A 26699-nucleotide genomic window follows, 5' to 3' on the forward strand; every position below is an offset into this window, starting at 1 on the left:
AGTGGATGTCTTTATGTGTCAAATAAAAGCTGTCATTAAGAAATCATTGAATTTATAGGTGAAGTAGATAATTGCCCTTAACCCCTAATCTGAAATGAATAGAATAATGAAGAAAGGGGGTGTAAAAATGTGTTTGAATAATTCAATGTGTGGTTGCTCTGGTAATGGCCATAATGGTAATGGACAGTGTACTGCACTTGGACCGTTTGTAGCAATTGATGCAGCGTGTATTCCTCCAACAGTTAACACAGGTTCAATTATTGCATTTTCTTCAGGTTTAACTACTGTTGCATTAGCTACTGTTGGTGAAGGAGTTATTAGTGTGCCTTCGCTTATTGGATTCGGTACAGCGGTTCCAGGCGTTACTATTGTAGGCAATACTCTAGACTTATCAGGTATTGTAACAGAGGCATTTGTTGTGCCACGTGCTGGTAATATAACAGCAATTTCTGCATCTTTTTCTGCTTTTTTAGGTGCAGCAATTGTAGGTACAACAACATTAAGAGCGCAAATCTATCGTGCACCAGCAGGAAGTAACGTATACACTGCTACAGGCGCAGTTGTAGATCTAGCTCCGCCACTTACTGGACCTTTAAGCGCTGGAGAAATTACATTTGGTTCAGCTAATGTTGCTCCAGTTCCAGTTGTTACAGGTGATAAATTAGTTATGGTATTCTCAATTGCAGCAACTACAGGAGTTACTGTAGCACAAATTATTACAGGAACAGCAAGTGCAGGTATTACAATCTCATAAAAAGTTTCCAGTTTAAATTAATTACTATCAAATAATAGTTATTTAGCACTAGGGTTGACCTCTTGTATTTATAAATAATTAGAGGTCAACTTGCTATTTCTTCTTGTCTTTAGACACTTTTTTATACTTTCATCAAAGCATTCTGAATATGTGCCAAATGATGCTTACCATGCCAAGCATATAAACCGATTGCTTGCTCCAGTGTTGTCAGTCCTGAATCAGGATGATTAAATACTCGTTGTAATTGTTCATCTGTTAAGCTTGTCAATAAATAAACCCATCGTTCATGTAAACTTTCTATTAAATCAAAAGAAGTTGTTACTGGCATTTCAGAATCAGGTAACTGTGCCCATTCTGCCTCATTGTATGGCTTAATGGTTGGTACATCCTCTGTTAACGCTAGCTTAAAACGAATATAGCTATTCATATGACTATCAGCAATATGATGGACTAGCTGTGTCACAGTCCAGCCATTTTCACGGTAAGATTTTACTAAGTCTTGCTCGCTTGCACCACTTAATGCCTCTGCAAGTTGTTTTGGTAACAAACGAATTTCATTAATCCACTCTAGTACTTGCTGTGAATTCATTTCTTTGGGAAATTGGAATTGTCCAATGGGATAACGTAAATCTTTCATATTGCTGACCTCCATTTTATTTTTTATCTTACCAATTTAATATTTTTCTTGCTACAACCATGCACTGTAATTATCTATGTTCAATAGCTTTTCGTATTTACATATACTTTCTGAATGGCGTCTTCAGCATCTTGTGCATTTCAGAAATATGAAAGCAATACACAATGCAAGCTTACATGGGCACACCATACACCTCCTTTCCCAATACATATACAAACATCAAAAACCCTTATTTTATAAGTATAAATAATTACAAAATAAGGGTTTACTATTATTCCTGGATATCGTATATCAACGTATCAAAATATTTTCCATTTGTATACAGTAAAATAGCCCATTCACCAGACTGAGGAATTTTCACATGAGAAGGTGTATGTGCATCTGCTCCATTAACAGGTCCGCCAAGCCTTATGCTCCAGCCATCCACTAAAATCGGTTGTACGACTTTAGAGTCTCTATGGTATCCAATAATCGTTAACTCCGTATCCCGTACTTCATCTATTCCCCATAGATGCCACATCCATTTTTGTGTGCTTAAACTTGGCATATTCGCACCTATGACACCTGATTTATCGGCATTACCAATAATACCTCTATCACCAAATTCCACTGCCTTTTTATCCCAATCAACGGATGCAAAATCATCTTCTTGCACAAATTCGGGTAGATCCTCAGGTATTGTAACCTTTGCTTCATCTGCACAGCCCACTAAGAATAATAGCATTATACATAAAAATACAATTCGTTTCATAACATCCCCCTTTCCTATGAAACGTTTGTTTCAACGATATTGTTACAGATAATTCTGTAAATTACGAAACTATTACTTCATCGTACTCTTTACAATATTCACTAATGGCTTTAATGGATGAAGAATTTTAATCCTGGTGTGATCTTCAAATTGTTGTGCTGCATCTACCATCGATAGCTGGGCAACCGATATGGATTTTTGCTCAGCAGATAAAGTATGCAAAGTTCTTAAAATAACCTCGTCATAGGCTTCTTTTTTCCCCTGCATAATAAGATCAAATGTATGTTCAATAACTTTCGCTACCACATCTACTGATATTCCTTGATGCTTAGCATATTGGTGAAGTCTTGCCATCGTTCCTTCTACAGTTGCTGGATTTGTGAAAAGTATCGTTTGAGGCTGATGCTTACTACATATACTTTCAAAATAGGGCTCATCAATCTTTATGATGGGGATCGGGAGATTGGACAAAGTTTCATCCTTTAATAAAGCTATATAATTTGTACACGTTATTAAGATTGCATCCACATCACAGCTAATTATCCATTCAATTTGCTCCTTAACTTTATGTGCTAAATCATTACTCCCTTTAGACACATGCTTTATAACGCCAGGGTCTACAAAATGGATTATCTCTATATCTTCATCGCTTTGAAAAGCTTGCTCTATGTATTCTATATTGGAATAATGAGCATGCAAGCAGCCGAGCTTTTTTCTCAATTAAACTCCTCCTAATTGGAAAGTCTCTTTTCCATTGTTACTATTGCTAGAGAGTTACCATTACGATTTTTCACCATTTCCTCTGTCGTTACAACATAACCTAATGAGCGATATAACTCAATATTACGCGGAACACTCATACGTACTTTGCACCGACTAATTGTTACCCCTTTCGATAGTGCATATTGTTCGAGCTGACAGATCAGTACTTTTGCTAAACCTTGACCTTGTCTTTCTGGGATCACTGAAAGTCTATAAAAATAAATCCCCTTTGAACTGAGCGTAAACCTTGCAATGGCAACTGGTTGTTTATTGATATACCCAATAAATGCTTGTTCATTTTGCTGCATTGCCTGTTCTATTGAATCCACCGTTTCACTTAGTGCACTGGATGGTGGAGTAGCTTTTTCATATTCTTGAAACGCCTGTAGCATCACCTGATGTATAACTGGGGCATCCTTGCTCTCTGCTAAAACAATTTCCAACCTTAAGCACCTCCTATCGTTTTTTGTTCATAATAGTGCAAATTAAAACAAAAAGAAACCGTATTATTTCGAATACGGCCTACTACTTAGTATGTTTGTCTTTCACTTTTGCTTCCTTTTCAATATGCTTTCTTGCTATTTTCAAACGTTGGATATCCTTTTTCTTAAGAGGAATAATCTCTTCCTTCATCATTTTAATATAAGAAATCATTAATAAAAGTAACACCACTGTAAAGGGTAATGCAGCGATTAATGAGGCCGTTTGCAATGCTTCAAGCCCGCCTGTATACAATAAAACGCCTGAAATAGCTGCCATTAAAACACCCCATACTAGCTTTGATAAAATCGTGGGATTTAAAGAACCTTTTGTCGTCATACTCGCCATAATAAAGGTGGCCGAATCAGCAGAGGTAATTAAAAATATTATGATTAAAAGTATTCCAATGGTAGATGCAATTGTTGAAAGCGGTAAGTGTTCTAACAGCTGGAAAAGCGCAACCGTTACATCATTATGAACAGATTGAGCGATTTGTGCATCTTGATGTAAATCAAACCACATTGCGGTTCCACCAAAGGTCGCAATCCAAAAGCAGGCAATGAGGGGCGGGATAATTAAAACCCCTATAATAAATTCTCGAATAGTCCTGCCTTTAGATACACGAGCTATAAAGGAGCCTACAAATGGTGACCAAGCGATCGCCCATGCCCAGTAAAAGATCGTCCAATCCTTCACCCAAGTCCCACCAACGTATGGCTGCATCCTTAAACTATATTGAATAAAGTTTGAAATATAATCCCCAATAGCTAATGTAAAGGTTTCAAGTATAAAGATTGTTGGGCCTGTAATAAAAACAAATAAAAGTAAGACAATTGCTAAAGTCATATTGACATTACTCAGGATCTTCATCCCTTTTTGTAGACCTGTTGTGGCTGATAGCATATAGCCAATAAACATGATAAAAATAATGGCTACTTGCAAGATAAATGTATCTGGCAAACCAAAGACGAAAGTTAAACCGCCATTTGTTTGTAATACGCCTAGCCCTATAGACGTTGCTACCCCCATAACTGTAGCAATTACTGCGAGAATATCGATCGCTCCTTTAACGACTCGATTTGTTCCAGTGACAGGCTCTAAAGCAGTGGAGATAAGCATATTTCTTTTTTTATTGAATTGTACATAGGCCATAACAAGACCCAATATGGCATAAACAGACCACTGGCTTAATCCCCAATGAAAGAATGAATATCCCATCGCCAGTCGGGCTGCATCCGTTGATAGAGGCTTTGTATCACTGAAAGGAGGTGAAAAATAATGACTCATCGGCTCAGCTACACCCCAAAACACCAGGCCGACACCAAGTCCAGCTGAAAAGAGCATAGAAATCCATGTTAGAAAACTAAACTCAGGACGACCATCTTCTGATCCTAAGCGAATTGTTCCGTATTTACTAATTGCCAGACCGAATAAAAATAAAACGATAATAAAGACAGACATTAAATAAAACCAGCCGAAATAATCCGTTGTCATATGAAATACGCTGTTTGCTACGTTCTTAAATTTTTCCGGTATCGTTGCTCCGATAATGACTAAGAGAAAAATTGCTCCACTAGAAATAAGAAATACTGGGTTTTTTAAAATTTTATTTTGCATACAGCGCCTCCATTTATCCCAGACAGATGACCAAATTTCCTTTATTATGCGTACAATTCAGTTATTTTATTAATAAATAAAAAAAGAAACCGCATTATCAAAAGACTATGCGGTCTACCTATTAATGTGCTTTATGCATAAAACGCAGGGCTCTACTCATAACAGTTGGTACAATCGAAGCATGATTTTCATCTAAAGCCTCGTAAAAATCTACCGCCATTATTTTTTTTAAAACTGCCGCCATTTGTCGCGCATCATCCACCATAAAGGTTTCAAGTTCACCTGCGCTCATAAACAAAGTTTCGTCCATGTCCTGATGCTCGTTCAGAAATACTGAAGCACATTGCACCAGCTCATGCTCATTCCACCAAATAGAAGGGCTAATAGCTAGATAGCGTTGGAAGCTGGATTGGTGGTGAAATAGTTGCCAAAGCGCAAAGTATCCTCCTAGGGAATGACCAAATAGAGCTTGCTGTACTTTATTTACTGGATATTGTGACTCAATCGTTGGCTTTAACTCTTCTTCAATAAAGCGACTAAAATCCACTGCTCCTCCAAGCTTTTCATGACCTTTTCCTTTAAATCTTTCTGGATATAGATATGTCTCTGCTGGCGCTGTAAAATCATAAAATCTTCTTTCACGCATATCATCGCCATGACCAATTCCAATAACGATAGCTGGAAGGACACCTGTTTTTGGTGCATTACGACTTTGTAAACGCACCGCTTCCTTTACAAGATTAAAATAGGAGGAGCCATCGAGTACATACAAAACTGGGAAGCCATTTTGTGGTGCTTCCTCATTTGGCACATAGATGTTAATCGTGTACGAATAATTTGTCAATTTTGAAGTCATTTGTTGTGTAACGTAGTCTACTTTAGCTATATTCATTAGATATCCTCCTTCAAAATTTCATAGCCATAACATACAGGTGTATTTGTTACAGGATCTTCCATAATGCGCGCATCAATATTAAATACTTTACGCATCACCTCAGCACTTAAAATCTCCTGTGGCGTGCCAGTTTGCATGATAATACCCTTACGCATTGCAATTAGATGATCTGAATATCTGGCAGCGTGGTTAATATCATGTAGAACCATCACTATTGTACAGCTATGCATCTCATTTAAACTTTTAACAATGTCCAATACCTCGAGCTGATGTGCCATATCTAAATAAGTAGTAGGTTCATCTAATAGCAAGATATTTGTTTCCTGCGCTAAGGCCATCGCTAGCCAAACACGTTGACGTTGTCCTCCTGAAAGCTGTGCAAGGTCTCTATTTCGGTATTCCATTGTATTGGTAACCGTTAAAGCCCATTCAATCATTTCCTCATCCTTATTTGTTAAGCGATTAACATTGTTGCGATGTGGATAGCGACCATACGCAATTAACTCCTCCACTTTTAATTGACCAGGAGCAACAGGTGTTTGAGATAATATTGCTAACTTCTTGGCAATATCTTTGGTCGATAAATTTTGCATATTTTGCTCCTGCAAATAAACCGTACCTTGTTGTTTTTTTAAAATACGTCCTATCGTTTTAAGGAGGGTAGATTTACCACAACCATTTGGACCGATAATTGTCGTCACTTTGCCCTCTTCTATTGTTAAATTTAACCCTTCAAAGACACGTACCTGCTCATAACCTGAAGCCAGGTTTTCCATTCTAAATGCAGTTTGCACGCCATTTCCTCCTATGCCTTAGATTTCACCAGTAAATACAAGAAATATGGAATCCCAATAATTGAAACGACAATACCTACAGCCAGTTCCGATGGTGCAAAAACGGTTTTACCAATAAAATCAGCTAAGATTAACAGACCTGCACCAATTAAAGCACTCACTGGCATAACATAACGGTGCTGAATACCAACAAGCTGCTTGGCAATATGGGGAGCCATTAAACCTATGAATCCAATACTCCCTGATACAGATACACAAGCGCTGACAAGACCTACACTGGCTAATAACAGCTTCATTTTCTCCTTTTCAACTGCTATTCCTAAACTTGTGATGCTATCCTCTTCAAGCTGGAAATAATCGAGTAAATATGATTTTCTGTGCACATATAGTCCTAAAATCAAAAGCCAAGGTAGCATCGTAAGCGCAAAGATCCAATTCGCATTATAAATAGAACCTGCCATCCAAATAGCCGCTGATTCAAAATCTTGTGCACTCATTTTTAAGGATAGGAATAAGGACAAAGCTCCAAATCCACTATTGATAGCAATACCAGTTAAGATTAATCGCTGCATATCCAGATGACCATTTTTTAAAGCAAATGAAAAAATCAGGATAGCTGCAATTGTTCCACCGATAAAACCAAATAATGGCATCATTAAAATTGACATCCAGCTACTCATATCGGCACTTACTAGCTTTAATTGAAAGAAGAACATGAATATGACGACTGCTGCACCAGCCCCTGCATTAATCCCTAATATACCTGGATCTGCTAGTCCATTGCGTGTAATCCCCTGTAATACAACTCCCGCCATACCTAAGCCAATACCGACAAGTCCAGCAATAACAATTCGAGGTAAACGGAATTCAAAAATAACAAGATCAAACTTTGAATTGGACTCAATCCGCAACAATGTTTTAATGACATCCATTACAGACATATCAAAAACACCATTTGTAATATGTAAATAGCTCGCAACGAAAATCAATAAAATAAGCATCGACATGGTTAAAAAGAATAAACTTGAGGTTTTTTTATGCACGTTTTTCACCTCCGTGCTTACGAACTAAATATAAGAAGAATGGTACACCGACCAATGCGGTTAAGACACCAATTGGCGTTTCAAATGGATAATTGACAACGCGGCTCAGGACATCACAAAGCGCTAAGAAAAAGGCTCCAATAACAGCTGCACAAGGAATAATATAGCGATAATCAACACCGACAAGGAAGCGTGTAATATGTGGTATGACTAACCCTACAAAGGCGATTTTCCCTACAAGGGCAACCGCTGTCCCTGTCAAACATACGACAGCTAGCATGCTAATAATACGTACTGTTTTTGTTTTCTGTCCAAGCCCCATGGCAATATCTTCACCTAGCGAAGTAATGGTAATCGCTTTTGCCGATAATAAAGCCAAAATCAATCCAGTTAAACCAAATGGAATAGAAAGGATGAGCATATCCATATCTACCATATGTACCTTTGTGTTATACCAAGCACTAACTGTTTGGGATACTTGGAAATACATCGCAATCGCAGTAGCAATACTACTTAAAAATGTGCCGATGACTGTTCCAATTATGGCTAGCCTTACTGGAGATAAGCCATTGCGGATTAACGAGCCAAAACCAAAGACAATACCTGCTCCCAATGCAGAACCAAGCATCGATAATAAAATCATTTGATAATTTGGTAGTCCTGGGAAAAAAACTATGGCTAATGTAATGACAAATGCAGAGCCATCATTGACACCCATTAATGAAGGAGAGGCTAAATAGTTTCGTGTAATCCCCTGCATAACTGCACCAGCAACTGCTAAAAATGCTCCAACTAGCAATACCGCAGCAATTCTTGGAATACGGCCTGTCCGTATAATTTGATGATCAACATCTGATGGATCAAATGCTGTCATCGACTGCCATACTGTAAGTGCACTAATATCTTTTGTTCCATACATAACCGAAATTAGGGCCACAAGGGCAATAAGGAAAGGAGCTATCGCTAATATTGAAAATGACACTATGTTTGTTTTTTTCAACTTTCACACCTTTTTCTTTATCCATTTTGCGGTACACAATATCAACTACTGAAGTGTATACCCTTAACAACTGCCTACAGTGAAAATTGCCATATCTTACAAAAGGCCGGTAATAGCCCGGTGATCTCACCAAATCTACTACCAGCCTGTTTATACTATTTAAGTAATTTTTCAGCTGCGACATCTAAGAATTTCACTTTAGACCAAGCAGTACCACCTTGTGCCAATGGCTCAATTGCGTTGACGAAAACTTGATTATTTTGTGCTGCCTTTAAGCTAGTGAAAATTGGATTCTTTTGTAGCTCCTCTAAAGCTTTTGGCGTATCCTTATTCTCTGAATCCTCGAATTGTAGGAAAATCGTATCTGGATTTACTTGTGCTAATGTTTCAAGTGATAGTTCAGCTTGCGCTTTAGCTGTTGAGACAACTTCTGGAACAGGTGCTCCTAAATCTTTATATAGAACAGGGTTTAAATAAACACCTGCTGGATAGATGTACATCACTCCACCACGAACACGAATGATTAATACTTGCTTATCTGCTAATTGCTCCTTGGATTTTATTTGGGCATCAGCAACTTTTGCTGCATAGTCAGAGATGATTTTCTTTGCATCCTCTTCCTTTCCAGCTAATTGTGCAAGCAAAGTTAAATTTTCTTTCCAATTTGTTGAAATATGTGAGTATGGAATCATTGTTTGAATTTTGTTGAGCTTTTCAGCCGTTTCTTCAGGGAATTTCGAAGTACCCACGATTACATCAGGGTCCAGATTAAGAATGGCTTCTGCATTTGGCTCCATTTTATTTCCTACAAGTGTAGCCCCTTCAAAATCTGTTGCTAGATAGGCAGGAACTTTGCCACCTACTTCAAGGACACCTACTGGCTTAATACCAAGCATTGCCGCATCTTCCATTGATTCAAGACTGGCAGCGACAATGTTCTTTACTTCGGCTGGTAGCTCATATTGCTCGCCTAAGTACGTGATGGTCTGCGTTGATTTAGCTTGCTCTGTCTGTGATTCTGTTGCACTTGTCTCCGCTGTATTAGCTGTTGATGTAGATTCCTCTGCTTTATCTGTTCCACATGCAGCCAGTGATAATGCTAATAGTGCCGGTGCACACATTTTAAAATATTTATTCATAGATATTCTCCCCTAACGAGCTCATATTGATAATGATAATCGTTTTCATACATATGTCAACACATAATTGATACTCATTATCATTTACGGATACTATCCTAACAAAGTAAAAAAAGATTGTGAATGGACGATTTCGAAAATGACATGGATTTTTGCCGATTTTACTAATAAAAAAACTGCTTCTTTTTTGGAAGAAACAGTTTTTTTACATATAGTTGGATTCCTCCATTTTCATCTTTCGATAGGCTGAAGGAGATAAATTTGTGCACTTTTTAAATACTCTACTAAAGTAAAAACAATCAACATATCCGACACATTCTGCTACTTCAGCTACTGGAATCACATCATATTCCAGCAAGTCTTTTGCGCGTCGTATACGATATTCCGTAATATAAGTGCTTGGATTCATGCCTGTATGCTGCTCAAATAAATAAGCAAAACGACGACGCTCAATACCAAATTCCATCGCGATATTTGATACAGAGATTTGCTCTGCATAATTTTCATGTATATACTGTAAGGCCTGCTCCATTAATTCGCTGGCACTATCTAGAACCTTCATTTTTGCCGCTACAAGGATATCTTCCAACAAGTTCATAAATAATGTCTTAGACTTGAATACAGCCATATTACCAGGAAAGGAATAGCTTTCTATTAGTTGCTGAACATGGCTAATAATTTGTGTGTTAAAGCCTGTATTAATTAGAAAATGTTGCTCGGCTAGTGGATAAAGAGCTGTTTCTTCTATTGGAAGGCGATAATGAACAACTGCATACTCCCACCCTTTATGACCAGTCGCTCTCACTTCTATCGGCATCTGGGGGCCTGCATGGACAATCATTCCTGGCTCCATCATATAGGGGGTTCCATTAAAGCTAAAGATCGCACTTCCTGCAAGTGGCACCACTAAACCACACTTTTCTGGGGCCGTTGTTCTACCAACATCCACTTCACCTGGCTCCATTTTTTTAGTAAAAACATCTGTAAATTTTACAGAAGCATGTGCAAAGTAATCAATTAAATATTTGATATCCATATGCAAACTCCTATACATGTATAACATTCTGAATCTGAGAAAAATGATGTAAATCATGATTGATTAATCCTACAAAATAATCGATTATAGTCATCTCTGACTGCCCAATTTTAAATGAGTGTTGCCATTGCTCATTAGTCCACTGCTGAATGGTCTGTAATAATTGACGCCTTGTGGAAATAAAATCATTCAATGTTTCCTCCATTGCTTGTTCACGGCTTTTCTTAGCTGCCATTGTATTCAAATGTGCTACATCTGGCCCTTTCGGCAAACGCTCATCTGTAAGCAGAAAAGGGATTCGGTGATTTAACACAAACATATCCCATGGAGGAAGATGTCCAATTACCTCTGCAACCGACCATTTCCCAGGTGCGATGGGCGTACGCCATTGCTCCTCAGATAATCCTCGCAAATTATTTATCCAATCTAAAGATTTTTTATAGTGTTTAATGACATAGGCTTTATCTCGTTGCAATTGGTCCCCTCGCCTTCTTTTTTATTGAAGATTAATTTTCAATTCTGACCAACTTAAATGCCATTGTTTTTGCTGAATTCTTTGACGATAAATCGCATAGTTATCCTTATTTTCTAGGTAAAACGGTGTTGGCTCTACAATGCCTGCTCCTAAAAGATGAATACCATACGGTGCTGCAATCTCTAGTATCCCATCTGATAACTTTACACCAATCGCCGTTGGTATTTCTGGAAAATGAGAAATGCCATCAATAGCAGACTTATACGGATTACTACCATTTAAAACATGCATTCGTGCTTGATTTTTCACAGACCAAGGCTCGTTTGGAGATAGCTTTCTCAGTTCATGTTCATACTGCTTCTCTGCTTCTTCTGCTAGATTTTCTTTATCAAAATATATCACATCAATATCAGCAATTGGTGTTCTTTCTTCTTTTACATGAAGGTAATCCCATACCTTTGAGCGAATAACTCCTGCACATACCCAGCAATCTTGTAGTTGCAAGGTTTCTACTGTGGATAAAATGTGCATCATCCAGTCATCAGATGCTATTAAGTTCTTCAGCTCTTCCTCCGTTTTAAGCGTTCTCATTCATTTAGCCTCCAGTTTAGCTTTTACACCAAAATGTTAATCTTTCCGCCACTATCTCAGGTGCATCACGAAAAATATCATGGCTTGCCCCTACAATCGACTCAACATCTAATTTCTCTATTTTCAAATGTAAGCTTTGGATGCAATTTTTTCTTTTCGTTTCTAATTCAGCGGGTACCGTAGCATGCAATAATAATGTAGGACATTTTATCATGCTCACTACTTGGTCAACTGGTTCAAAATTGATACCTTTTATCATAGCTTGGGCCGTGAAGTGAGAAAGAGTTAGTCTGATCTCCCCGTTGTGTTCCTTCACTTGTGCTTTTGAAGCTTCGTTTAACTCCTTCGACCACCGAGAAAGCTCTTCTTTCTCAGAGTTAAAAAATTCCTCCCATGATTTAAAGCGGACATTTTCGCAAAAATTTGCTACGTCCTTTAATTCTTTGTCTAAAGTGATACCCAAATCTTTTCCAGCCATATATCCGCCATCTAGTAGTACGATCCCTTTAAGTTGATGCGAGTATTTTGCTCCGTAATGAATAGCCAAGTCTGCACCAAAAGAATGCCCAATTAAATAAAAGGGCTTATTTTTTAAATTTGTACTTATTATTTCCTCTATTATTTGAATTAAATTAGAGGGAAGATACTCTTCTTCCGCTTCTAATGTAGCTCTATAACCATGTCCTGGTAAGTCGAAAGAAATAATATGATACTCCGATAAATAAGTTGCTAGCTCCCCAAATGCTAAGCCTGAGCTTCCAAGTCCATGTAAAAAAACTAAAGATGGATTATAAGGATTTCCCCATTGATATATTTCTTGATTCATTTAATCCCCCATTTCCTATAAATTAATTTTATAAATAACCAAAAATTATATATTAGATTTATACATTAACACCAATTACCCTTAAGCTAATAAAAGAAAGGGAGAAGCTTATGAATAAAATGATTATGATGTTGTTCTTTGTACTACTTAGCTTTATTGGACTTTTTTATGCAAACATTTCTTTTACACTCGTATGTATTGGAATGATAGCTGCTTTTGTCGGTACACTTGCGGGAGGTGGTGGACTGATTACACTTCCTGCCATGATGCTTGTCGGTATTCCGATTCAAACAAGTATTGCCACAAACAAATTTTCTACAGGTATTTCAGCTTTATCCAGTATTTTCTATCTACTCTATCAGAAAGAGCTACATCTCCCATCTATCCTCAAATATATAGCTCTTGCTTTTGTTGGGGGGATTTGCGGCGCATTTCTAGCGGTTTCGCTGTCTGAGCAAACAATGAACTATACGGCCTGTGTGCTACTCCTTTTGGCTTTAGTCTTTACTTTGAAGAATAAGGCGTGGACCGAAGTTCATGATTCGCTAGAACATCAAGCACCTCATTTTTGGCAACCGTTTTTCATCGCCATGTATGATGGTGGTTTCGGCCCTGGCTCTTCGACATTTAGCATCTTACATTATCTACGTTCTCATCACCCTTACATAAAGTCTGTACAGCTCACTCGAGTACTCCTCTTTGGTAGCTGTACAGGGGCATTTGTTGTGTTTAATCACTCTGGCTTTATTCAATGGCACTATGCGATTGCTTTGGCACTTGGCTCTATTATAGGCTCCCAATTAGGTCTCCTAGTGCTTCCGTACATTCCATTAAGGTTAGCCAAAATACTGCTAACATTGATTATTACATTGTTGCTTGTTCAAATTATATGGAAAATAATTTAATGACCACTACTCAAGTGCTCATGAATTATCTTCCATTCACCATTAATTAGTGTAAAAATATTAGTCGCTCTACCGCTACCTGATACAAACTTTCCGTTATGATAGCCTTCATAATGATATGTATAGAGACAGGTAGCCGTCTTTTCATCAACGGTTAACCATTTTACATCAGTGGCTGAATAAACCTCTTCTTTAATAACATTCCATGCATGCTTGAAATAAGCCTCAATCTCCTCTGTTGTTGTGCAAGTTTTATCAGAGAACCAATAAATTGCTTGTGGATGCAAAATAGCCTTTACTTGATTAAAATCATGGGTATTTGTTGCTTGAATATAATGTACCAATGCTTGTTGATGTGTCATCTTTACCCCTCCTTTTTTAACAATTTTATCCTAAAATTGACTTCTTAGAAATGATAATTGTTGCATGACCTTCTGCTTGGACAGCTACTGAAGAACATCTATAATGAAGTCAAAACTATAAAGACGGAGGATGTCTATGCTAGCTACTATTGAAAAACAATCCAATCACCATATTGCTACATTCAAACGACCATTACCACATTTAAAAAATGCCGTTTGGGCCGCCATGACTAACAATGAAAACCTACAAAAATGGATGAGTAATTTAGAAATCATTGAGCTACGTAAGAACGGGAAAATACATTTTAATATGAATGATGGAACAGGTAATTTTGAGGAAATAACCATTACAGATTATGCCGAGAAAGAAGTACTGGCATTTGATTGGGGAACGGATACGGTGAGATTTGAACTATCTTCTACTAACAAGGGTTCTTTATTGGTATTAGTGGAGACACTTCAAGAGCTGACAGAGCATACACCGAAGGATTTAGCAGGATGGCATATTTGCCTTGATATGTTAACAGATTTACTAAATGGCGTAGAACATCAACATTTCCCCATGGATGAATGGCAGCAACGATTCAGTGAATACAAAAAAATGCTAAGTACTGTGAAATAAAATAAGACAAAAAATCCTAGAGCATTATTACTCTAGGATTTCAAAAATTAATAAAAAGCTGTGGCTATTGCTAGTGCGTTTAAAGGATCTTTGATTGAATCGAGTGTGTAAACAAGCTTTTCATCCTGCCACACAATTAAATTACCTGATTGATAGACATCTAGCTGAGCCATGCCATATTGCCTTGGGATAGGCAGCATGTGGTTTTCTAAATACGCTACTGCCTGCTTAGCCAGTTTAACACCTGCATCAGGATTATCAGTTCGTGTATGAGTGGCAATTGCCCATCGGCCTTCATTCCAACCAGTCCATAATGAGCCGGCACCTGCATCTTGATAACCTTTTATATTGTAACCAAGATCAACCTCTTGCCCACCATTTTGATTAAAATTATCAAACGCTATCTGTGTGCTTGCACCTTCCGCACTTTTATATTTCTTGACCAGCAATCTTCCAATAACAGTCCCTGATTTTTTTAAACGAATATCATTAATTGGCATGTTCTCTTTGCTCTCATAAAAGATAACTTCAACCTGGTCGCCCTGTGTCCTTGTTGTAGCTGTTAAAAATGAACCCTCTCCAATAGGTAACGTTGATGGCATTTTTAATGGAACATCAAAATGAATCTGCTCCTTTATTTGTTGAAGAGCTTCAGTTTGTGCTTGAACTGTATCACTTTTATCATTAATTGATTGTGTTACAGATGTATTGATTTTATTGTCATGCTCTGGTACATTCTTATCCCGTTCAGCACAAGCACTTATGCTACAAATGCTTAACAATAAAAAGAGAAATACTACCTTTTTCATCATGTAAACCCCCATGTAAGAAATGCCTTCTCTCCATATTTTCCCCTTGAAAAGGTTAACTTAAACGTTTCCGCTATCGAAGCTCATTGATGCGCTTCGTCAGTTCATTAAACTGCTGGTCAAGCATTGCGTAGTCCTTATCTTTTGCTGTTAGAAAGCTCAATTTGCCTAAGATCTCTTGCCTTTCCGTTTCAAGCTTTAAACGGATAGCCGCTGTATCATCCACTTTATTCGGTGCGACTTCTGTCCACTTTTTTTTGATGTGCTGATCGTGAAGCTCCCAAACACTATTCGTGACTTTTTCTAGAAAATATCGATCATGTGAGACGACAAGCAATGTCCCATTATATTGGGCAAGAGTGTGCTCTAACTGCTCACGAGAGGGTAAGTCAAGATGATTTGTCGGCTCATCTAAAATTAGTACATTTTTATCCTCTAAAATATAAGCCATCAGCTTACACTTTACGCGTTCTCCCATACTCATTTTGCCTATGGGAGATGTCCAATGTGTCAGTGTAAACCCTAAATTCTTCATCAAGTTGCGAACTTTACCACGTTCTTCAAATGTCTCCTGATAAAAGTATTGCTCTGGTGTTTGATCAAGTGGTAAATCAAATACTTCCTGTGTCAAATAACCAATGTTTGCAGCAGGTGATAGCCATACTTCACCCTCAGCTTCTAGCTTGCCTAAAAGTATTTTCAAAAAGCTTGTTTTCCCACTGCCATTCTTCCCTGTAATAGCTATCTTATCTCCAAATTTAGCTGTAATATTAACATCGTTAAATAATGTGCGTTTATCAAATTTTAAAGATAAATGCTTGGTTTCCAGTAAGCGCTTGCCAACCCGTTGATTCGTGCCTAAAGAAAAACGAATCTCTGCTTCTGGCTTCACCGCTTCCACGCTTGCCTTCGAAAGTTCAGCTTCTAATCGCTTTTTCTTAGATTTTACCTGCGAGTCTAAGCGCTTTGCTTTCACACGATGGTACTCCTTAAAGCCTTCCAATTTTGTTGATTGAGCGTGGCCTTTTTGTGACCAAGACGTCAGTTCCGACATTTGAGCCTCAATCCGTTCAATATTTTTTTGTTGCTTCTCATAGGCTCGTTGTTGTGTTAATCTTCGGTGCTCCCTATCAGCCATATAGCTTGTATAATTGCCATCATGTTCAATAAGACTCTTATCCTCAATAGACCAGATTTTTGTGGCCACCTTATCTAAAAAATAGCGATCATGCGACACCACGATGATCGTTCCCTCATAGTTGTGTACTTGTCTGATAAGAAATGCGGTACTTTGTTCATCTAAATGATTCGTTGGTTCATCAAGTAATAAAATTTGAGCATTCTGGGAAAAACCTTCTGCAAGACGCATTTTCAGCTTTTCGCCCCCACTTAACGCTGCAAATGACACATTTGGTACCTGCCACTTAGCCAGCAGATCAGCTTCTCTTGCGGATACCTCTTGTTTGTCAAAATGAGCTAGCTCCTGTTCAACAAATGTAATTTTTAAAGCCTGTGCTCCCTGAATTGCTCCCATAGTTGGTGATAATGTACCTTGAATCAATTGTAATAATGTCGATTTCCCAGCCCCATTCCTCCCTATGATGCCGATGACTTCGCCTTGTTTTACTGTGCCTGTCACATGCTCAAATAGCAATGTGTCCTTTATTTCATAACGTACATCCTGTAATTTTAAAAGTTCCTTCATCCTATCCATCCTCTCCAGTTGGAGGGACAAAAAAATCCCTCCAATTCATTTGGAAGGATTAGTCGCTACAATATCATACACAAATAAGCTCCAAGATTATTATGAAAACAATCTTTGGAGTAGCTAAATATCAGCAGCTGTTTGCGAATATAAAGCATTTATTATGAAAAATGGGCAGACTAATCCTATTTTTGTTGTTCGTGAAATATAAAATTTCTTTTACAAAAATTAAGATTAGTTATTCATTAGCCACCCATCTTCCCTTCATTTATCGTTATCGCCATTGTAGCATCATTTTTTTGAAAATAAAACTCCCTACCTTGAGCGTCTATCTAAAACATTCGTAAGAGCGAATTTGATTTCTTGAAATGGTACGGAAATACCAGCCATATCTTCGGCTCCATCGGAAACCAGCAATGATTTCCCTTCCTATAGCTGTAGGGAAAAACCAAAAACTTCTACCACTATTCAGCCAAATATACGTATTTCTAAACAAACAGGAACGTATACCACTTGATCCTACTCGCCAAGCGGTAATCGGTGGCGAAAAACCTGGTGGTGTGCTCATTGGCATTTGTCCTGCTGGAGTGGATCCGAAAGGAGTTGGCCCAAATGGCGTTGTTTCAAAATCATTATAATCTCCCCAACCAGGTCTTCTAAAATTATCTTCTCTAAATGGATTATTAGACACACAAACCCTCCTTTTACATTATTCAATATATGTAAAAGGGCGAATAACCGTTGAGCCATTGCCCATTTATCGAAGGTAATACATTTCCTATTAATGTATAATGGAAGGGATATTTTTCAAAAAGGAGCCCTTATGAAAAAATTATTGTTACTTTTATTAGCCACGCTCATCGCAGGGAGTATGTGGATACTGCTTGCAAAAAATCCAGTATCTTCTTCCACTAGTATCCAAGCAAAACTTGCTGATGTGAAAGATTACAAATACTATTTAGATAAAGGCAATGATGCCATTGGTAAGAGCATGACGAAATTAGATTTAGTGATTGTAGAACCTATTGAAATGCAGCAAAAGTATATCGTCAATGCTCAAAAAAGCGGTACTTTAGTGTACGGCTATATTAATGCGATGGAGGCAGACAAATGGAATACAGCACTCTATCATCAATTGAAACAAGAAGATTTTTATCGAGATAAACAGGGTGAAAGAATGTATTTTGCCGAATGGGATTCTTTTTTAATGAATTTGACTTCTACGCACTATCAAGACATTTTGCTAGCAGAAATAGAGAAGCAAATAGTTCAGAAAGGCTTAGATGGCGTGTTTTTAGATACGGTCGGTAATATCAATTCTTATTTACCTAAAGATGAACAAAAAAGGCAAAATGAAGCCATGTTATCTTTTATCCAACAAATTAAAAAACGTCATCCCGATTTATCTGTTGCTCAAAATTGGGGATTTCAAACACTTGCTGATTATACAGCGCCATATGTTGACTTTATTATGTGGGAGGATTTTTCTTATCCTGTGGTAGGAAAAGATGAATGGTCACTCGATATGATGCAAAAGCTTGTCCACATACGCAATAAATTTGGTACACAGGTGATGGCAATTGGTTTTGAAGAAGAATTAAAAAGCCGTGCTTTAGCGGAGAAGTATCATTTCAAATTCTTTTATAGCCCTGCTGGCTCTTACTATAATAGCTGGCAATAATCCTTACCTCCCCCTAACAAACGACTGTTTTGGAGGATGTTTGTTTAAGAGCTCTTCTCAGGGGTAGACTAAAGGAAAATCAGCTTGAGGTGATAGGATTGGATATGACAAATACGTATGAAAAGCAAAAACCTAAGCACGAAAACCGCTTTCAATATAAGAAGCAGAACATGTGGACTGGGATCTTATTTGGGCTTGGGGTTGTGGCATTTATAGATGAGGTAATTTTTCACCAATTATTACACTGGCATCATTTCTATGATAAGTCTACAGCTGCTATTGGACTAGTTTCAGATGGTTTATTTCATGCATTCAGCTTTTTTGCTACGATTGGATCTGCTTTTTTATTGGCTGACCTACATAGAAAACATGGGTTTTGGCTAAAAAGATGGCTAGGCGGTATTTTTCTGGGAGCAGGCACATTCCAGCTTTACGATGGCATCATACAGCATAAATTCATGAAACTTCACCAAATTCGTTACAACGTTGAAATACTCCCCTATGATATCGTTTGGAACATATTTGCGGCGCTATTAATTATTATCGGTATGGTCTTACTGCTCCAAACAAATCAAAAAGGACGATAGGAGGTGGCGCATCTTGCATTCTCATGAAGCTCATGCTCAAAACATTTCCAACATGGTTCAGCTACTACTGGCTTTGCCATTTTTTATAGCTCTTATATTGTATATCCTCGCTGTTATTATTTCGAATCAACATAAAAAACAATGGCCTCATTTTCGTACTATCTGTTGGATAATTGGGAGTGCCTGTGCTCTCATCACATTAATCGGCCCATTGGCTACTCTTAGTCATATCCATTTTGACGCACATATGATAGGGCATTTATTACTTGGCATGCTTGCCCCATTACTTATGACATTAGCAGCTCCCATGACACTACTGTTAAGAACCTTACCAGTAAACAAAGCTCGTGTTCTTTCTCGGCTATTGAAAAATCCATATGTTCGTTTTATTCGTCATCCAATTATTGCTTCTATTCTAAATGTAGGCGGCCTATGGTTACTCTATACAACCTCACTTTTCAATTTGATGCATGAACATATACTACTGTATGTATTCATTCATCTTCACATTTTTCTAGCGGGTTATCTATTTACTATTGCCTTTATTTATTTTGATCCTACTCCACACTCATATTCTTATGTCTTTCGATCTCTTACATTAGTAGCAGCATTAGCAGCTCATGCAATATTAGCAAAATTTATTTATGCAAATCCGCCTCATCATGTACCAGCCACAGAGGCCGAACTAGGTGCTAAGATCATGTACTACGGTGGTGATGCTATTGAAATCCTTCTTGTGTATATTCTCTTTTATCAATGGTTTAAAAGTACAAGGAATACTATTCACTCCAAGGCAGCTACTTCATCACGCTAATCTCGCTCTGTTGATTAGGATAAATAGGATTGGATAATCCGCCAGTCCTCTAGCTTTTCAGTGAACGTTTTGATATTTTTCCCTGGTATTGGACTTGTTGATGGCATTTTTTTATAGGCTCGTCCATCAAGAAGCTCTAAGCCAATATGCTTTTTAAAAACCTCAAATGCTTTCGCTCCATTAAAAAGCACTAATTGGATATTAGGGTATTGTTCAAAAAGGGTTTGAAAATCATTGGGCTTTTCATTGCGTATCGCTGCATCTAAACTTCCTTCGCGTTCACAAGTTGCAATCGTGTCCCAAAGACCGATTGCATTGTTTTTTAATAAGGCTATTCTCTCTGTATATTCATTTGGAATCGCTATCTCTAACAACTCACCAATAATGGGCCAAAAGTGATTGCGTGGATTGCCATAGTATTGCTGCTTCTCTAACGATTGTCTTCCTGGCATTGATCCAACAATGAGCACCTTTGTTGCTGAGTCTACAATTGGTAATAATATATTTTTTAATTCATTGGACACAACAATCACTCCTTTTCTCTATTGTAGCGGAAAATTCGAACCAGCAAGTAAATCTTGGCTTGAAATGAACAAGGGATGTTGGCATGAATGGTTTATTTTATACGACTGTACAATTTTGTAGCCTATACAATAGCCTATCCATTGCGGAAGGTCCCCCCCATATAGAAATGGATGATGCTGTTCGATTCCTTGAAGTTGTAACTGTGGTAAAAAATGATGCCCCCATAAAGCTAAAAGCTCTTTATCTGAGTAGGATTGTAACCAAGGAGCAATCCATTTTTCCCCGTATAAATCTTTCACTGCATCTTCTGCTAAGCCTTCTAAAATGAGAGAATCCAATAAAGTCATCTCATCTAAAGTTTTTTTTAAGATGTGTATACGACAAACATGGTTATATTCATGAGCAAATAACGCTTGGAGCTCCTGCTTTTGTAAATCGCCCACAAATAAAAAAAGCGAATGAGGATAAGCGACACCATTTTTATTGGTTATCGTTTGCTGCTGAGTAATCGGGAAAATATATATTGGTATTGAGGGTCCATTCCATTTCCGCTGTAAGTATAGGAACTCCTGCTGTACACAATCCCATACTTTTTGCTTCTTTAATTTTTCAACATCGACTTCCTCATGTGGTAAAAAAAGACCTTGTTGCTGTAATGTATAGTGAATTTCTTCTGGAAGCCCATCTCGAAATAGTTTGACTAATCGATTGCAAAGCATCGAGCATTGTAAGCTTGTTAGCTCATCCTTTCTAGTGAACTTTCTAGCATTTACAAATTCATTTAACCACTTATCTGTTGACACAACAGCCATATTATCACCTCTTCACAGCATATGTCTTGAATAGACAATCGGCTAGTGATAAATGCATCAAATCGCATATATTAGCTTGTAATGACATTGAAAGGAGGGAAATGTGTGAATCCAGCTGATGCTTATAGTCTTTGCTGTAAATATCATGGTAAACGTGTTCGAATCTCGGATTCATCTGGTAAAGTACATGTAGGAGAAATCACAAGGGTAGATAGAAGACAGGTATGGATTCTACCTGATAGAAGATATAGTGGTTATGGTTTAGGATTTTGGGGATTTGGAGGCTATAGAAGAGAAGGTTTTGGCTATGGAATTGCTTTAGGAACAATTTTAGGTATTGCGCTAGCTCCAATTATTTTCTTCTAATTCAATCCTTTTATTTAAATGAAAAAGAAGCCATTTCAAACTTTGTTGAGATGACTTCTTTTCATTATTGAACTTGCTCATGTTGCTGTTTGCTTTCAATCAGCTCGGATATTGTAACAAATGTGTAGCCTTGCTTTTTTAATGCAGGTAGTATTTCTTCTAGTGCTTGAATTGTTTGTGTACGGTTCCCGCCACCATCATGAAATAAAATAACATCTCCAGGCTTTGTTCCCTTCATTACCTTTTGCACAATTTTCCTTACACCAGGCTCTTTCCAGTCTTGCGTATCCTGATGCCAGGACCACATTACTACCTTATAGCCGTCCTTAACAGCAGCATTAATCATAGCATCCGTGTAATTTCCACCAACGGGACGGAATAAAACTGGGGAAAAACCAGTAATACTATAAATCGTGTCATTTGTCTGTTGAAGCTCCTCTTGCAATTTTTTGATGGAAACTTTAAATGGATGTGTATACGTATGATTTGCTAATTCATGGCCTTCTGTATAAGAACGTAAAACAAGCTCTGGATATTTTTCTGCATTTTTTCCAATAATAAAAAAGGTGGCTTTTGCATCATATTTTGCTAATAAATCCAGCACAGCAGCTGTGTATTTAGGATGTGGACCATCATCAAAGGTGAGTGCAACAATTTTATCCTCTGTTTTGATATCCCAAACAACTTCACCTGTCTCCTCATAATAAGGACGACCTCTATCTGCGTAGCCTTCCTGCACTAAAAATCCCGAGATGATTAAAAAGAAAACCATAAAAATGAATACGTAATTACGTGTCATAGCATCACCTCCCAAGTCCGAAATCACAGAACTCCGTCAACTTACTATTTACGAATTGCCATGAAATATACTTGAGAAGGATTGACTGTTTTCTCCTTTTCATTATTTCAAAAAAATTTTAAACGTTATTTATAATTTTGAACAATATGTGAAAAAAATTGAATTGCACTTTATTTTTTTCTTTATTGATGTAAAATAAAATCATCATTGATATATAACAGTTTAAATAATATTTAAATGTTATGTAACACAGCAAAGGGGATCACATATATGTGGGTTATTACAGTATTTGAAGAAAACACTTATCGCATGTTTGAGTATAGTTCTAAAAATGAGGCAACAATTGCATTAAACAAATTTAAGCAAACAGCTTTGCTTTCTTATACAAGATAAAGAATAAAAGGAATCTATTCATCAGAGTAGATTCCTTTTTGGTTAAATAAAGTGCCTCCCATGCTTTCACTAATCCTCCTATTCACTTTCCTTATACATCTAGCAACAGGTTTAGTTAATTGTTATGAATTTTTTCATGAAAATGTCGAACACCTTGCTAGTCATCACCATATGTATATAGAGAAAAGGAGTGATTTCAATGGTGACAATTGAGCCTATTATGATTAAAGGGCATTTCTTCACCGCAGTAGTTGTTCAATTACCTAAAACAACATTACTGACCATTTCTAATGATACAGGCTACATTATGTGTGGTGCTTTAGATGTTGGTCTATTAAATAGTCGCTTAGTTGATCGAAAAATTATTGCTGGTCGTGCAGTAGGCGTGAAAACGATTGATGAGCTATTAACAGCTCCATTAGAATCCGTAACATATGAAGCAGAACAGCTTGGTATTACAGAAGGAATGACGGGTGTAGAGGCGCTTTTAAAAATGATCTAATTGGCTAAAAAAAGCGTCAACAAGACGCTTTTCTTTTTTGTTTGCTAACCTAATTTGAATAAGCAATTTCCCCATTTCCCATACTGTGGGACAAAGGGAGTTGTTAATATGAATAGTAGGCAACATGTTAAAATACACGCCACCTTACTTATTATTGTTTTAATTGTTTTCATCTGGTCTGTTATAAAGCCTTCCTCCTATTTAGATTGGCTAGCTGAGGTTAGTCCTGGAATTGTGGCAATAACAGTCGTTGTTTGCATTTATTATAAATTCCGCCTCACCACATTTTCTTATTTTATCATCGCTCTCTTGTCGATTCTGACATTTATAGGTGGGCATTATACCTATTCGGAAGTCCCTCTTTTTAATTGGATAAAAGAAGAATTTCATTTACAACGTAATCACTATGATCGCTTTGGTCATTTTTTAAAAGGTTTATTAGCCATCGTAATAAGGGAAATACTAATCAGGAAAACACCACTTGCAAAAGGAGCTTGGCTTACAGGTATTACAATCAGTATTTTGCTCGCAATCGCTGCTTTTTATGAAATCATTGAATGGTTAAGTACAAGAATCTCGAAGGGTAGTAAAGGAGCAAAGGATTTCTTAGGCATGCAGGGAGATCGATGGGATGCACAATGGGACATGTTTTTGGCCTTGCTGGGAGCTATTTTAACTTTACTTCTATTCACAAAGCTCCATGACAAATTTTTAAAAAGAATAAACAAATCATAAATATTTTTGCATAGCATGATTATATAACCTATGAAAGGTGGTATTAGATGTACTATGCACAAGTCAATCAACTAACACATCATCCGTCACGTACTATGATTGTAATCGGCAATGGACAGATAATGGCTACACCTAGCTCTGTACAATTACAAATTGAAGTCCAAACACAGGGCAACCATGTACAAGGTCCCCAACAGGAAAATGCGGCAATCATGAATGAAGTTATGCAATCACTTATTGCATTTGGTATTCCAAGAGAACAAATTCAAACTGCTAGTTATACAATCACACCCCTGTATAATTTTGAAGATGGTAAACAAATTTTTAATGGCTATGAAGTAGTCAACGCCATTTCCGTCAACGTTTCGGATACCAATGATTTGGGCTTAATCATTGATACCGCTGTAGAAAATGGGGCAAATCGAATAACCAATATTCAGTTCAAAATGGACCATACCGATGCTTACTATCAGCAAGCATTAAGTTTAGCACTACAGAATGCTCAATTGAAGGCGAAAACCATTGCAGAAACTATGCACCTGCCTTTGCAGCCACTCCCTGTAGAGATTGTGGAAGAACAGGCTAACACACCGATCCTTTATCGCTCTATGACTGTATCCTCGGGAATTACGCCTATAGAACAGGGACAAATTGCTATTGATGCTACTGTTCGTGTAAAATTTCAATACTAAAGTTAAGAGCCTTCTGCTAGTCAAAATGCAGAAGGCCCTCGTTTATTTTACAAGTGTATTTTTTTCAATAAGGATTTCATCATCCTGTGTTTTAATAACCATATCAAAATGCTGGCAATGTGGATGCATAAATAATTCATATTGAATACGTCGCTCATCATGTGACTGCTTCAAATAATTGATATCTATTCCTCTCTCAATCACATCTCGACCCGATCTTCTTATAAATTCTGTTTTACCATCTGTATAAAAATAAAGTTTCAAATCAAATAGATTAGGATTGATAAATGCTACGCACATCCCTTCTACTATTGTAATTTTCTTTTTTGAAGAAATAAGTGTGCTTCTCAGGTAATGTGTATCGATTGTCATTAAATCCAATCCAGCTCTTATCATTTGGACGTCCCTCTCCAATGATGGTAGATGATGAGCAGCGGGATGACAAGCCGTCATTTTAAAACGATGATGCTCATTTTGATATGTATACTCAAGCATTGTTTGTTTGCGAATATCTGAATTCACAATATACGGATCAGTATTCAAATAATTTACTTCATCTTGTTCTAAAGTCTGTATAAGTTTTTGAGCAAACGTTGTTTTTCCAGCAGCTCCATGACCAGAAATGCCAATCACAATCCTTTTATCCGCCTTCATCACCCAATTTAAGATGTCTTTTAAAATAGTCTCCATTGTACTCTCCTTATTAGAAAAGGTATGGTAAGCAGCCACTCCCTCCATACCACCTTATTATTCACTCATGCTGAGAACTCCATATTCTTTCTATCATTACTTCGTTATGCTTAGGACTTAATAGATAAACATCTGGGTTGCTTAAATTCTTCCAACAGTGAAAATCAATAGTCATATCATAATACTTCAACAGTAATGAGATGATATTGCCATGACTCACGATTAATGTATTATCAACATCCCGAGCAAATGCGTCTTTTACAACATCTACGATTCGATCCATTGCCTCATTACTGGATTCTCCACCATCATATTTTAAATCCATATCAACAAATGTCGCCTGTAATTTTTCATACCAATCTGGAAGGTCTCTAGTACTTAAACGGCGCTCCGAAAGACGTTCATCAATTTCAATCGTCATACTTTCTCTAATACTTAAAGGTTCAATTGATTGTATTGCTCGTAAAAAAGGGCTAGATAGAATTCGATTAATTTTTATGCCCTTGAAAAAATCAGCTAAACTTTCTGCTTGCTCAATTCCCTTCTGAGTTAAGGGTGCATCTAGTGATTGTCCTTGTGCTAGACAATGTCTAATAACATATATCTTCCCCATAAAAACCTCCTAGTGTAGAAATCCATTTATTAACAACTATTATACTTTCTTTACTAACTAGTTCCAAAGAAGCTTATGCAAGTTGAGCAAATCATATTCAGCAATCTATAGCAACTCATCTTGTAGAGTATCTAACCTCTATAGAGATCTGTATGCATAGCATATCCTTCTACCGAGACAGGTGAAACAAAATATTTTGCTAGATCCAATTAACTGCAATTATTTAGATGTATTTTATCATCAACGTATGATAAAGCTAACTGTATCGAATGAAGACGAATCCCAGA

The 26699-nt window shown here is 37.3% G+C and carries 34 protein-coding genes; 11 read left to right on the forward strand and 23 right to left on the reverse strand.

Going from position 1 to position 26699, the window contains the following annotated elements; genetic code table 11:
• The first annotated feature begins 127 nt into the window (after positions 1–127).
• Positions 128–754 (forward strand): exosporium glycoprotein BclB-related protein, encoded by a 627-nt coding sequence (locus tag CD31_RS17610; RefSeq protein ID WP_036079536.1) that lies wholly within the window; start codon positions 128–130, stop codon positions 752–754.
• 121 nt (positions 755–875) lie between these two features.
• Here CD31_RS17610 and CD31_RS17615 read toward each other — a convergent pair whose 3' ends face one another.
• The 14 genes from CD31_RS17615 to CD31_RS22745 all read right to left on the reverse strand — a co-directional run bounded on the left by CD31_RS17615 (position 876) and on the right by CD31_RS22745 (position 12800).
• Positions 876–1391 carry a YfiT family bacillithiol transferase gene (locus CD31_RS17615; protein WP_036079538.1) on the reverse strand — a complete coding sequence of 172 codons (516 nt, stop codon included), beginning with the start codon at positions 1389–1391 and terminating at the stop codon, positions 876–878.
• A 271-nt stretch (positions 1392–1662) separates the two neighbouring features.
• Entirely contained in the window at positions 1663–2142 is a 480-nt protein-coding gene (locus CD31_RS17620; protein WP_036079540.1) for a hypothetical protein, read from the reverse strand.
• A 72-nt stretch (positions 2143–2214) separates the two neighbouring features.
• The gene (locus CD31_RS17625; RefSeq protein WP_036079541.1) at positions 2215–2862 is read right to left on the reverse strand and encodes a hypothetical protein; all 648 of its coding nucleotides are present in this window, start codon (positions 2860–2862) and stop codon (positions 2215–2217) included.
• A gap of 11 nt (positions 2863–2873) precedes the next feature.
• Positions 2874–3347, reverse strand: a complete 474-nt coding sequence (locus CD31_RS17630; protein WP_036079543.1) for a GNAT family N-acetyltransferase — start codon at positions 3345–3347, stop codon at positions 2874–2876.
• An 82-nt stretch (positions 3348–3429) separates the two neighbouring features.
• Positions 3430–5001, reverse strand: a complete 1572-nt coding sequence (locus tag CD31_RS17635) for a BCCT family transporter (protein ID WP_036079545.1) — start codon at positions 4999–5001, stop codon at positions 3430–3432.
• Positions 5002–5122: 121 nt separating this feature from the next.
• Complete coding sequence (locus tag CD31_RS17640; protein WP_036079547.1) at positions 5123–5893, reverse strand: alpha/beta hydrolase; 771 nt, start codon at positions 5891–5893, stop codon at positions 5123–5125.
• Positions 5893–6672 (reverse strand): ABC transporter ATP-binding protein, encoded by a 780-nt coding sequence (locus tag CD31_RS17645; RefSeq protein ID WP_036079811.1) that lies wholly within the window; start codon positions 6670–6672, stop codon positions 5893–5895. Before CD31_RS17645 ends, CD31_RS17640 begins: the two co-directional genes overlap by 1 nt.
• Before the next feature lie 29 nt (positions 6673–6701).
• Positions 6702–7697, reverse strand: a complete 996-nt coding sequence (locus tag CD31_RS17650) for a FecCD family ABC transporter permease (RefSeq protein ID WP_052125408.1) — start codon at positions 7695–7697, stop codon at positions 6702–6704.
• Between the two features lie 28 nt (positions 7698–7725).
• Positions 7726–8733, reverse strand: coding sequence for a FecCD family ABC transporter permease (locus CD31_RS17655; RefSeq protein ID WP_036079549.1), 1008 nt, complete (start codon positions 8731–8733; stop codon positions 7726–7728).
• Positions 8734–8888: 155 nt separating this feature from the next.
• Positions 8889–9872 (reverse strand): ABC transporter substrate-binding protein, encoded by a 984-nt coding sequence (locus tag CD31_RS17660; protein ID WP_036079551.1) that lies wholly within the window; start codon positions 9870–9872, stop codon positions 8889–8891.
• A gap of 205 nt (positions 9873–10077) precedes the next feature.
• Positions 10078–10908: a helix-turn-helix domain-containing protein gene (locus tag CD31_RS17665; RefSeq protein ID WP_036079553.1), complete on the reverse strand. Its 831-nt coding sequence runs from the start codon at positions 10906–10908 to the stop codon at positions 10078–10080.
• A 10-nt stretch (positions 10909–10918) separates the two neighbouring features.
• Positions 10919–11383 (reverse strand): DinB family protein, encoded by a 465-nt coding sequence (locus CD31_RS17670; protein WP_036079555.1) that lies wholly within the window; start codon positions 11381–11383, stop codon positions 10919–10921.
• Positions 11384–11404: 21 nt separating this feature from the next.
• The gene (locus CD31_RS17675) at positions 11405–11974 is read right to left on the reverse strand and encodes a nucleotidyltransferase family protein (protein WP_036079557.1); all 570 of its coding nucleotides are present in this window, start codon (positions 11972–11974) and stop codon (positions 11405–11407) included.
• A 16-nt stretch (positions 11975–11990) separates the two neighbouring features.
• Entirely contained in the window at positions 11991–12800 is an 810-nt protein-coding gene (locus CD31_RS22745) for an alpha/beta fold hydrolase (protein ID WP_052125404.1), read from the reverse strand.
• A 110-nt stretch (positions 12801–12910) separates the two neighbouring features.
• Here CD31_RS22745 and CD31_RS17685 point away from each other — a divergent pair, with 110 nt between their 5' ends.
• Positions 12911–13705, forward strand: coding sequence for a sulfite exporter TauE/SafE family protein (locus CD31_RS17685; protein WP_036079559.1), 795 nt, complete (start codon positions 12911–12913; stop codon positions 13703–13705).
• On the opposite strand, the gene CD31_RS17690 is transcribed toward CD31_RS17685, so the two are convergent.
• On the reverse strand, positions 13702–14067 hold the full coding sequence (locus CD31_RS17690) for a YybH family protein (protein WP_036079561.1): 366 nt from the start codon (positions 14065–14067) through the stop codon (positions 13702–13704). The two genes, CD31_RS17685 and CD31_RS17690, sit on opposite strands and share 4 nt — an antisense overlap.
• Before the next feature lie 136 nt (positions 14068–14203).
• Here CD31_RS17690 and CD31_RS17695 point away from each other — a divergent pair, with 136 nt between their 5' ends.
• Entirely contained in the window at positions 14204–14689 is a 486-nt protein-coding gene (locus CD31_RS17695) for an SRPBCC family protein (protein ID WP_036079563.1), read from the forward strand.
• A 47-nt stretch (positions 14690–14736) separates the two neighbouring features.
• On the opposite strand, the gene CD31_RS17700 is transcribed toward CD31_RS17695, so the two are convergent.
• From CD31_RS17700 to CD31_RS23060, 3 genes are all read right to left on the reverse strand, one after another.
• On the reverse strand, positions 14737–15498 hold the full coding sequence (locus CD31_RS17700) for a hypothetical protein (RefSeq protein ID WP_036079565.1): 762 nt from the start codon (positions 15496–15498) through the stop codon (positions 14737–14739).
• Between the two features lie 73 nt (positions 15499–15571).
• Complete coding sequence (abc-f, locus tag CD31_RS17705) at positions 15572–17203, reverse strand: ribosomal protection-like ABC-F family protein (RefSeq protein ID WP_036079567.1); 1632 nt, start codon at positions 17201–17203, stop codon at positions 15572–15574.
• Between the two features lie 328 nt (positions 17204–17531).
• Positions 17532–17894, reverse strand: coding sequence for a hypothetical protein (locus CD31_RS23060; protein ID WP_081977513.1), 363 nt, complete (start codon positions 17892–17894; stop codon positions 17532–17534).
• A 132-nt stretch (positions 17895–18026) separates the two neighbouring features.
• Here CD31_RS23060 and CD31_RS17715 point away from each other — a divergent pair, with 132 nt between their 5' ends.
• The 3 genes from CD31_RS17715 to CD31_RS17725 all read left to right on the forward strand — a co-directional run bounded on the left by CD31_RS17715 (position 18027) and on the right by CD31_RS17725 (position 20285).
• Entirely contained in the window at positions 18027–18884 is an 858-nt protein-coding gene (locus CD31_RS17715; protein ID WP_036079571.1) for an endo alpha-1,4 polygalactosaminidase, read from the forward strand.
• A 104-nt stretch (positions 18885–18988) separates the two neighbouring features.
• Complete coding sequence (locus CD31_RS17720) at positions 18989–19471, forward strand: DUF2243 domain-containing protein (RefSeq protein WP_176408492.1); 483 nt, start codon at positions 18989–18991, stop codon at positions 19469–19471.
• Between the two features lie 13 nt (positions 19472–19484).
• Positions 19485–20285 carry a cytochrome c oxidase assembly protein gene (locus tag CD31_RS17725; protein ID WP_036079575.1) on the forward strand — a complete coding sequence of 267 codons (801 nt, stop codon included), beginning with the start codon at positions 19485–19487 and terminating at the stop codon, positions 20283–20285.
• Positions 20286–20299: 14 nt separating this feature from the next.
• Here CD31_RS17725 and CD31_RS17730 read toward each other — a convergent pair whose 3' ends face one another.
• Both CD31_RS17730 and CD31_RS17735 read right to left on the reverse strand, forming a co-directional pair.
• Positions 20300–20809, reverse strand: a complete 510-nt coding sequence (locus CD31_RS17730) for a DNA-deoxyinosine glycosylase (protein ID WP_016993104.1) — start codon at positions 20807–20809, stop codon at positions 20300–20302.
• A gap of 18 nt (positions 20810–20827) precedes the next feature.
• Positions 20828–21622 carry a DUF2268 domain-containing putative Zn-dependent protease gene (locus CD31_RS17735; protein ID WP_036079577.1) on the reverse strand — a complete coding sequence of 265 codons (795 nt, stop codon included), beginning with the start codon at positions 21620–21622 and terminating at the stop codon, positions 20828–20830.
• Positions 21623–21727: 105 nt separating this feature from the next.
• On the opposite strand from CD31_RS17735, the gene CD31_RS17740 reads away from it, so the two are divergent.
• Positions 21728–21988, forward strand: coding sequence for a hypothetical protein (locus tag CD31_RS17740; protein WP_036079579.1), 261 nt, complete (start codon positions 21728–21730; stop codon positions 21986–21988).
• A gap of 64 nt (positions 21989–22052) precedes the next feature.
• Here the strand turns inward: CD31_RS17740 and CD31_RS17745 are convergent, their stop codons facing one another.
• Positions 22053–22787 (reverse strand): polysaccharide deacetylase family protein, encoded by a 735-nt coding sequence (locus CD31_RS17745; protein WP_036079581.1) that lies wholly within the window; start codon positions 22785–22787, stop codon positions 22053–22055.
• A gap of 270 nt (positions 22788–23057) precedes the next feature.
• Between CD31_RS17745 and CD31_RS24085 the strand changes: the two genes are divergently transcribed.
• From CD31_RS24085 to CD31_RS17760, 4 genes are all read left to right on the forward strand, one after another.
• Complete coding sequence (locus CD31_RS24085) at positions 23058–23180, forward strand: hypothetical protein (protein WP_016993110.1); 123 nt, start codon at positions 23058–23060, stop codon at positions 23178–23180.
• 199 nt (positions 23181–23379) lie between these two features.
• Complete coding sequence (locus CD31_RS17750; protein ID WP_004231716.1) at positions 23380–23682, forward strand: YunC family protein; 303 nt, start codon at positions 23380–23382, stop codon at positions 23680–23682.
• Between the two features lie 108 nt (positions 23683–23790).
• Positions 23791–24417, forward strand: coding sequence for a DUF2238 domain-containing protein (locus CD31_RS17755; protein ID WP_036079583.1), 627 nt, complete (start codon positions 23791–23793; stop codon positions 24415–24417).
• 47 nt (positions 24418–24464) lie between these two features.
• A complete protein-coding gene (locus CD31_RS17760) occupies positions 24465–25109 on the forward strand; it encodes an SIMPL domain-containing protein (RefSeq protein WP_036079585.1) in 645 nt (214 codons plus the stop codon).
• 42 nt (positions 25110–25151) lie between these two features.
• Here the strand turns inward: CD31_RS17760 and CD31_RS17765 are convergent, their stop codons facing one another.
• Positions 25152–25799 (reverse strand): uridine kinase family protein, encoded by a 648-nt coding sequence (locus tag CD31_RS17765; RefSeq protein ID WP_036079587.1) that lies wholly within the window; start codon positions 25797–25799, stop codon positions 25152–25154.
• A 61-nt stretch (positions 25800–25860) separates the two neighbouring features.
• Positions 25861–26412 (reverse strand): histidine phosphatase family protein, encoded by a 552-nt coding sequence (locus tag CD31_RS17770; RefSeq protein WP_036079589.1) that lies wholly within the window; start codon positions 26410–26412, stop codon positions 25861–25863.
• Positions 26413–26699 lie beyond the last annotated feature (287 nt).

Origin of the sequence: Lysinibacillus boronitolerans JCM 21713 = 10a = NBRC 103108 (genome assembly GCF_000772935.1) — a bacterium.
Taxonomy (GTDB): domain Bacteria; phylum Bacillota; class Bacilli; order Bacillales_A; family Planococcaceae; genus Lysinibacillus; species Lysinibacillus boronitolerans.

Bases quoted from the DNA above. Each gene is read 5' to 3' on its own strand.
- CD31_RS17610 (WP_036079536.1), top strand. From the start codon at position 128: ATGTGTTTGAATAATTCAATGTGTGGTTGCTCTGGTAATGGCCATAAT.
- CD31_RS17615 (WP_036079538.1), bottom strand. From the start codon at position 1,391: ATGAAAGATTTACGTTATCCCATTGGACAATTCCAATTTCCCAAAGAA.
- CD31_RS17620 (WP_036079540.1), bottom strand. From the start codon at position 2,142: ATGAAACGAATTGTATTTTTATGTATAATGCTATTATTCTTAGTGGGC.
- CD31_RS17635 (WP_036079545.1), bottom strand. From the start codon at position 5,001: ATGCAAAATAAAATTTTAAAAAACCCAGTATTTCTTATTTCTAGTGGA.
- CD31_RS17640 (WP_036079547.1), bottom strand. From the start codon at position 5,893: ATGAATATAGCTAAAGTAGACTACGTTACACAACAAATGACTTCAAAA.
- CD31_RS17645 (WP_036079811.1), bottom strand. From the start codon at position 6,672: ATGGAAAACCTGGCTTCAGGTTATGAGCAGGTACGTGTCTTTGAAGGG.
- CD31_RS17650 (WP_052125408.1), bottom strand. From the start codon at position 7,697: ATGTCGATGCTTATTTTATTGATTTTCGTTGCGAGCTATTTACATATT.
- CD31_RS17660 (WP_036079551.1), bottom strand. From the start codon at position 9,872: ATGAATAAATATTTTAAAATGTGTGCACCGGCACTATTAGCATTATCA.
- CD31_RS17665 (WP_036079553.1), bottom strand. From the start codon at position 10,908: ATGGATATCAAATATTTAATTGATTACTTTGCACATGCTTCTGTAAAA.
- CD31_RS17675 (WP_036079557.1), bottom strand. From the start codon at position 11,974: ATGAGAACGCTTAAAACGGAGGAAGAGCTGAAGAACTTAATAGCATCT.
- CD31_RS22745 (WP_052125404.1), bottom strand. From the start codon at position 12,800: ATGAATCAAGAAATATATCAATGGGGAAATCCTTATAATCCATCTTTA.
- CD31_RS17685 (WP_036079559.1), top strand. From the start codon at position 12,911: ATGAATAAAATGATTATGATGTTGTTCTTTGTACTACTTAGCTTTATT.
- CD31_RS17690 (WP_036079561.1), bottom strand. From the start codon at position 14,067: ATGACACATCAACAAGCATTGGTACATTATATTCAAGCAACAAATACC.
- CD31_RS17695 (WP_036079563.1), top strand. From the start codon at position 14,204: ATGCTAGCTACTATTGAAAAACAATCCAATCACCATATTGCTACATTC.
- CD31_RS17700 (WP_036079565.1), bottom strand. From the start codon at position 15,498: ATGAAAAAGGTAGTATTTCTCTTTTTATTGTTAAGCATTTGTAGCATA.
- abc-f (WP_036079567.1), bottom strand. From the start codon at position 17,203: ATGAAGGAACTTTTAAAATTACAGGATGTACGTTATGAAATAAAGGAC.
- CD31_RS17715 (WP_036079571.1), top strand. From the start codon at position 18,027: ATGAAAAAATTATTGTTACTTTTATTAGCCACGCTCATCGCAGGGAGT.
- CD31_RS17720 (WP_176408492.1), top strand. From the start codon at position 18,989: ATGACAAATACGTATGAAAAGCAAAAACCTAAGCACGAAAACCGCTTT.
- CD31_RS17735 (WP_036079577.1), bottom strand. From the start codon at position 21,622: ATGGCTGTTGTGTCAACAGATAAGTGGTTAAATGAATTTGTAAATGCT.
- CD31_RS17745 (WP_036079581.1), bottom strand. From the start codon at position 22,787: ATGACACGTAATTACGTATTCATTTTTATGGTTTTCTTTTTAATCATC.
- CD31_RS24085 (WP_016993110.1), top strand. From the start codon at position 23,058: ATGTGGGTTATTACAGTATTTGAAGAAAACACTTATCGCATGTTTGAG.
- CD31_RS17750 (WP_004231716.1), top strand. From the start codon at position 23,380: ATGGTGACAATTGAGCCTATTATGATTAAAGGGCATTTCTTCACCGCA.
- CD31_RS17755 (WP_036079583.1), top strand. From the start codon at position 23,791: ATGAATAGTAGGCAACATGTTAAAATACACGCCACCTTACTTATTATT.
- CD31_RS17760 (WP_036079585.1), top strand. From the start codon at position 24,465: ATGTACTATGCACAAGTCAATCAACTAACACATCATCCGTCACGTACT.
- CD31_RS17765 (WP_036079587.1), bottom strand. From the start codon at position 25,799: ATGGAGACTATTTTAAAAGACATCTTAAATTGGGTGATGAAGGCGGAT.
- CD31_RS17770 (WP_036079589.1), bottom strand. From the start codon at position 26,412: ATGGGGAAGATATATGTTATTAGACATTGTCTAGCACAAGGACAATCA.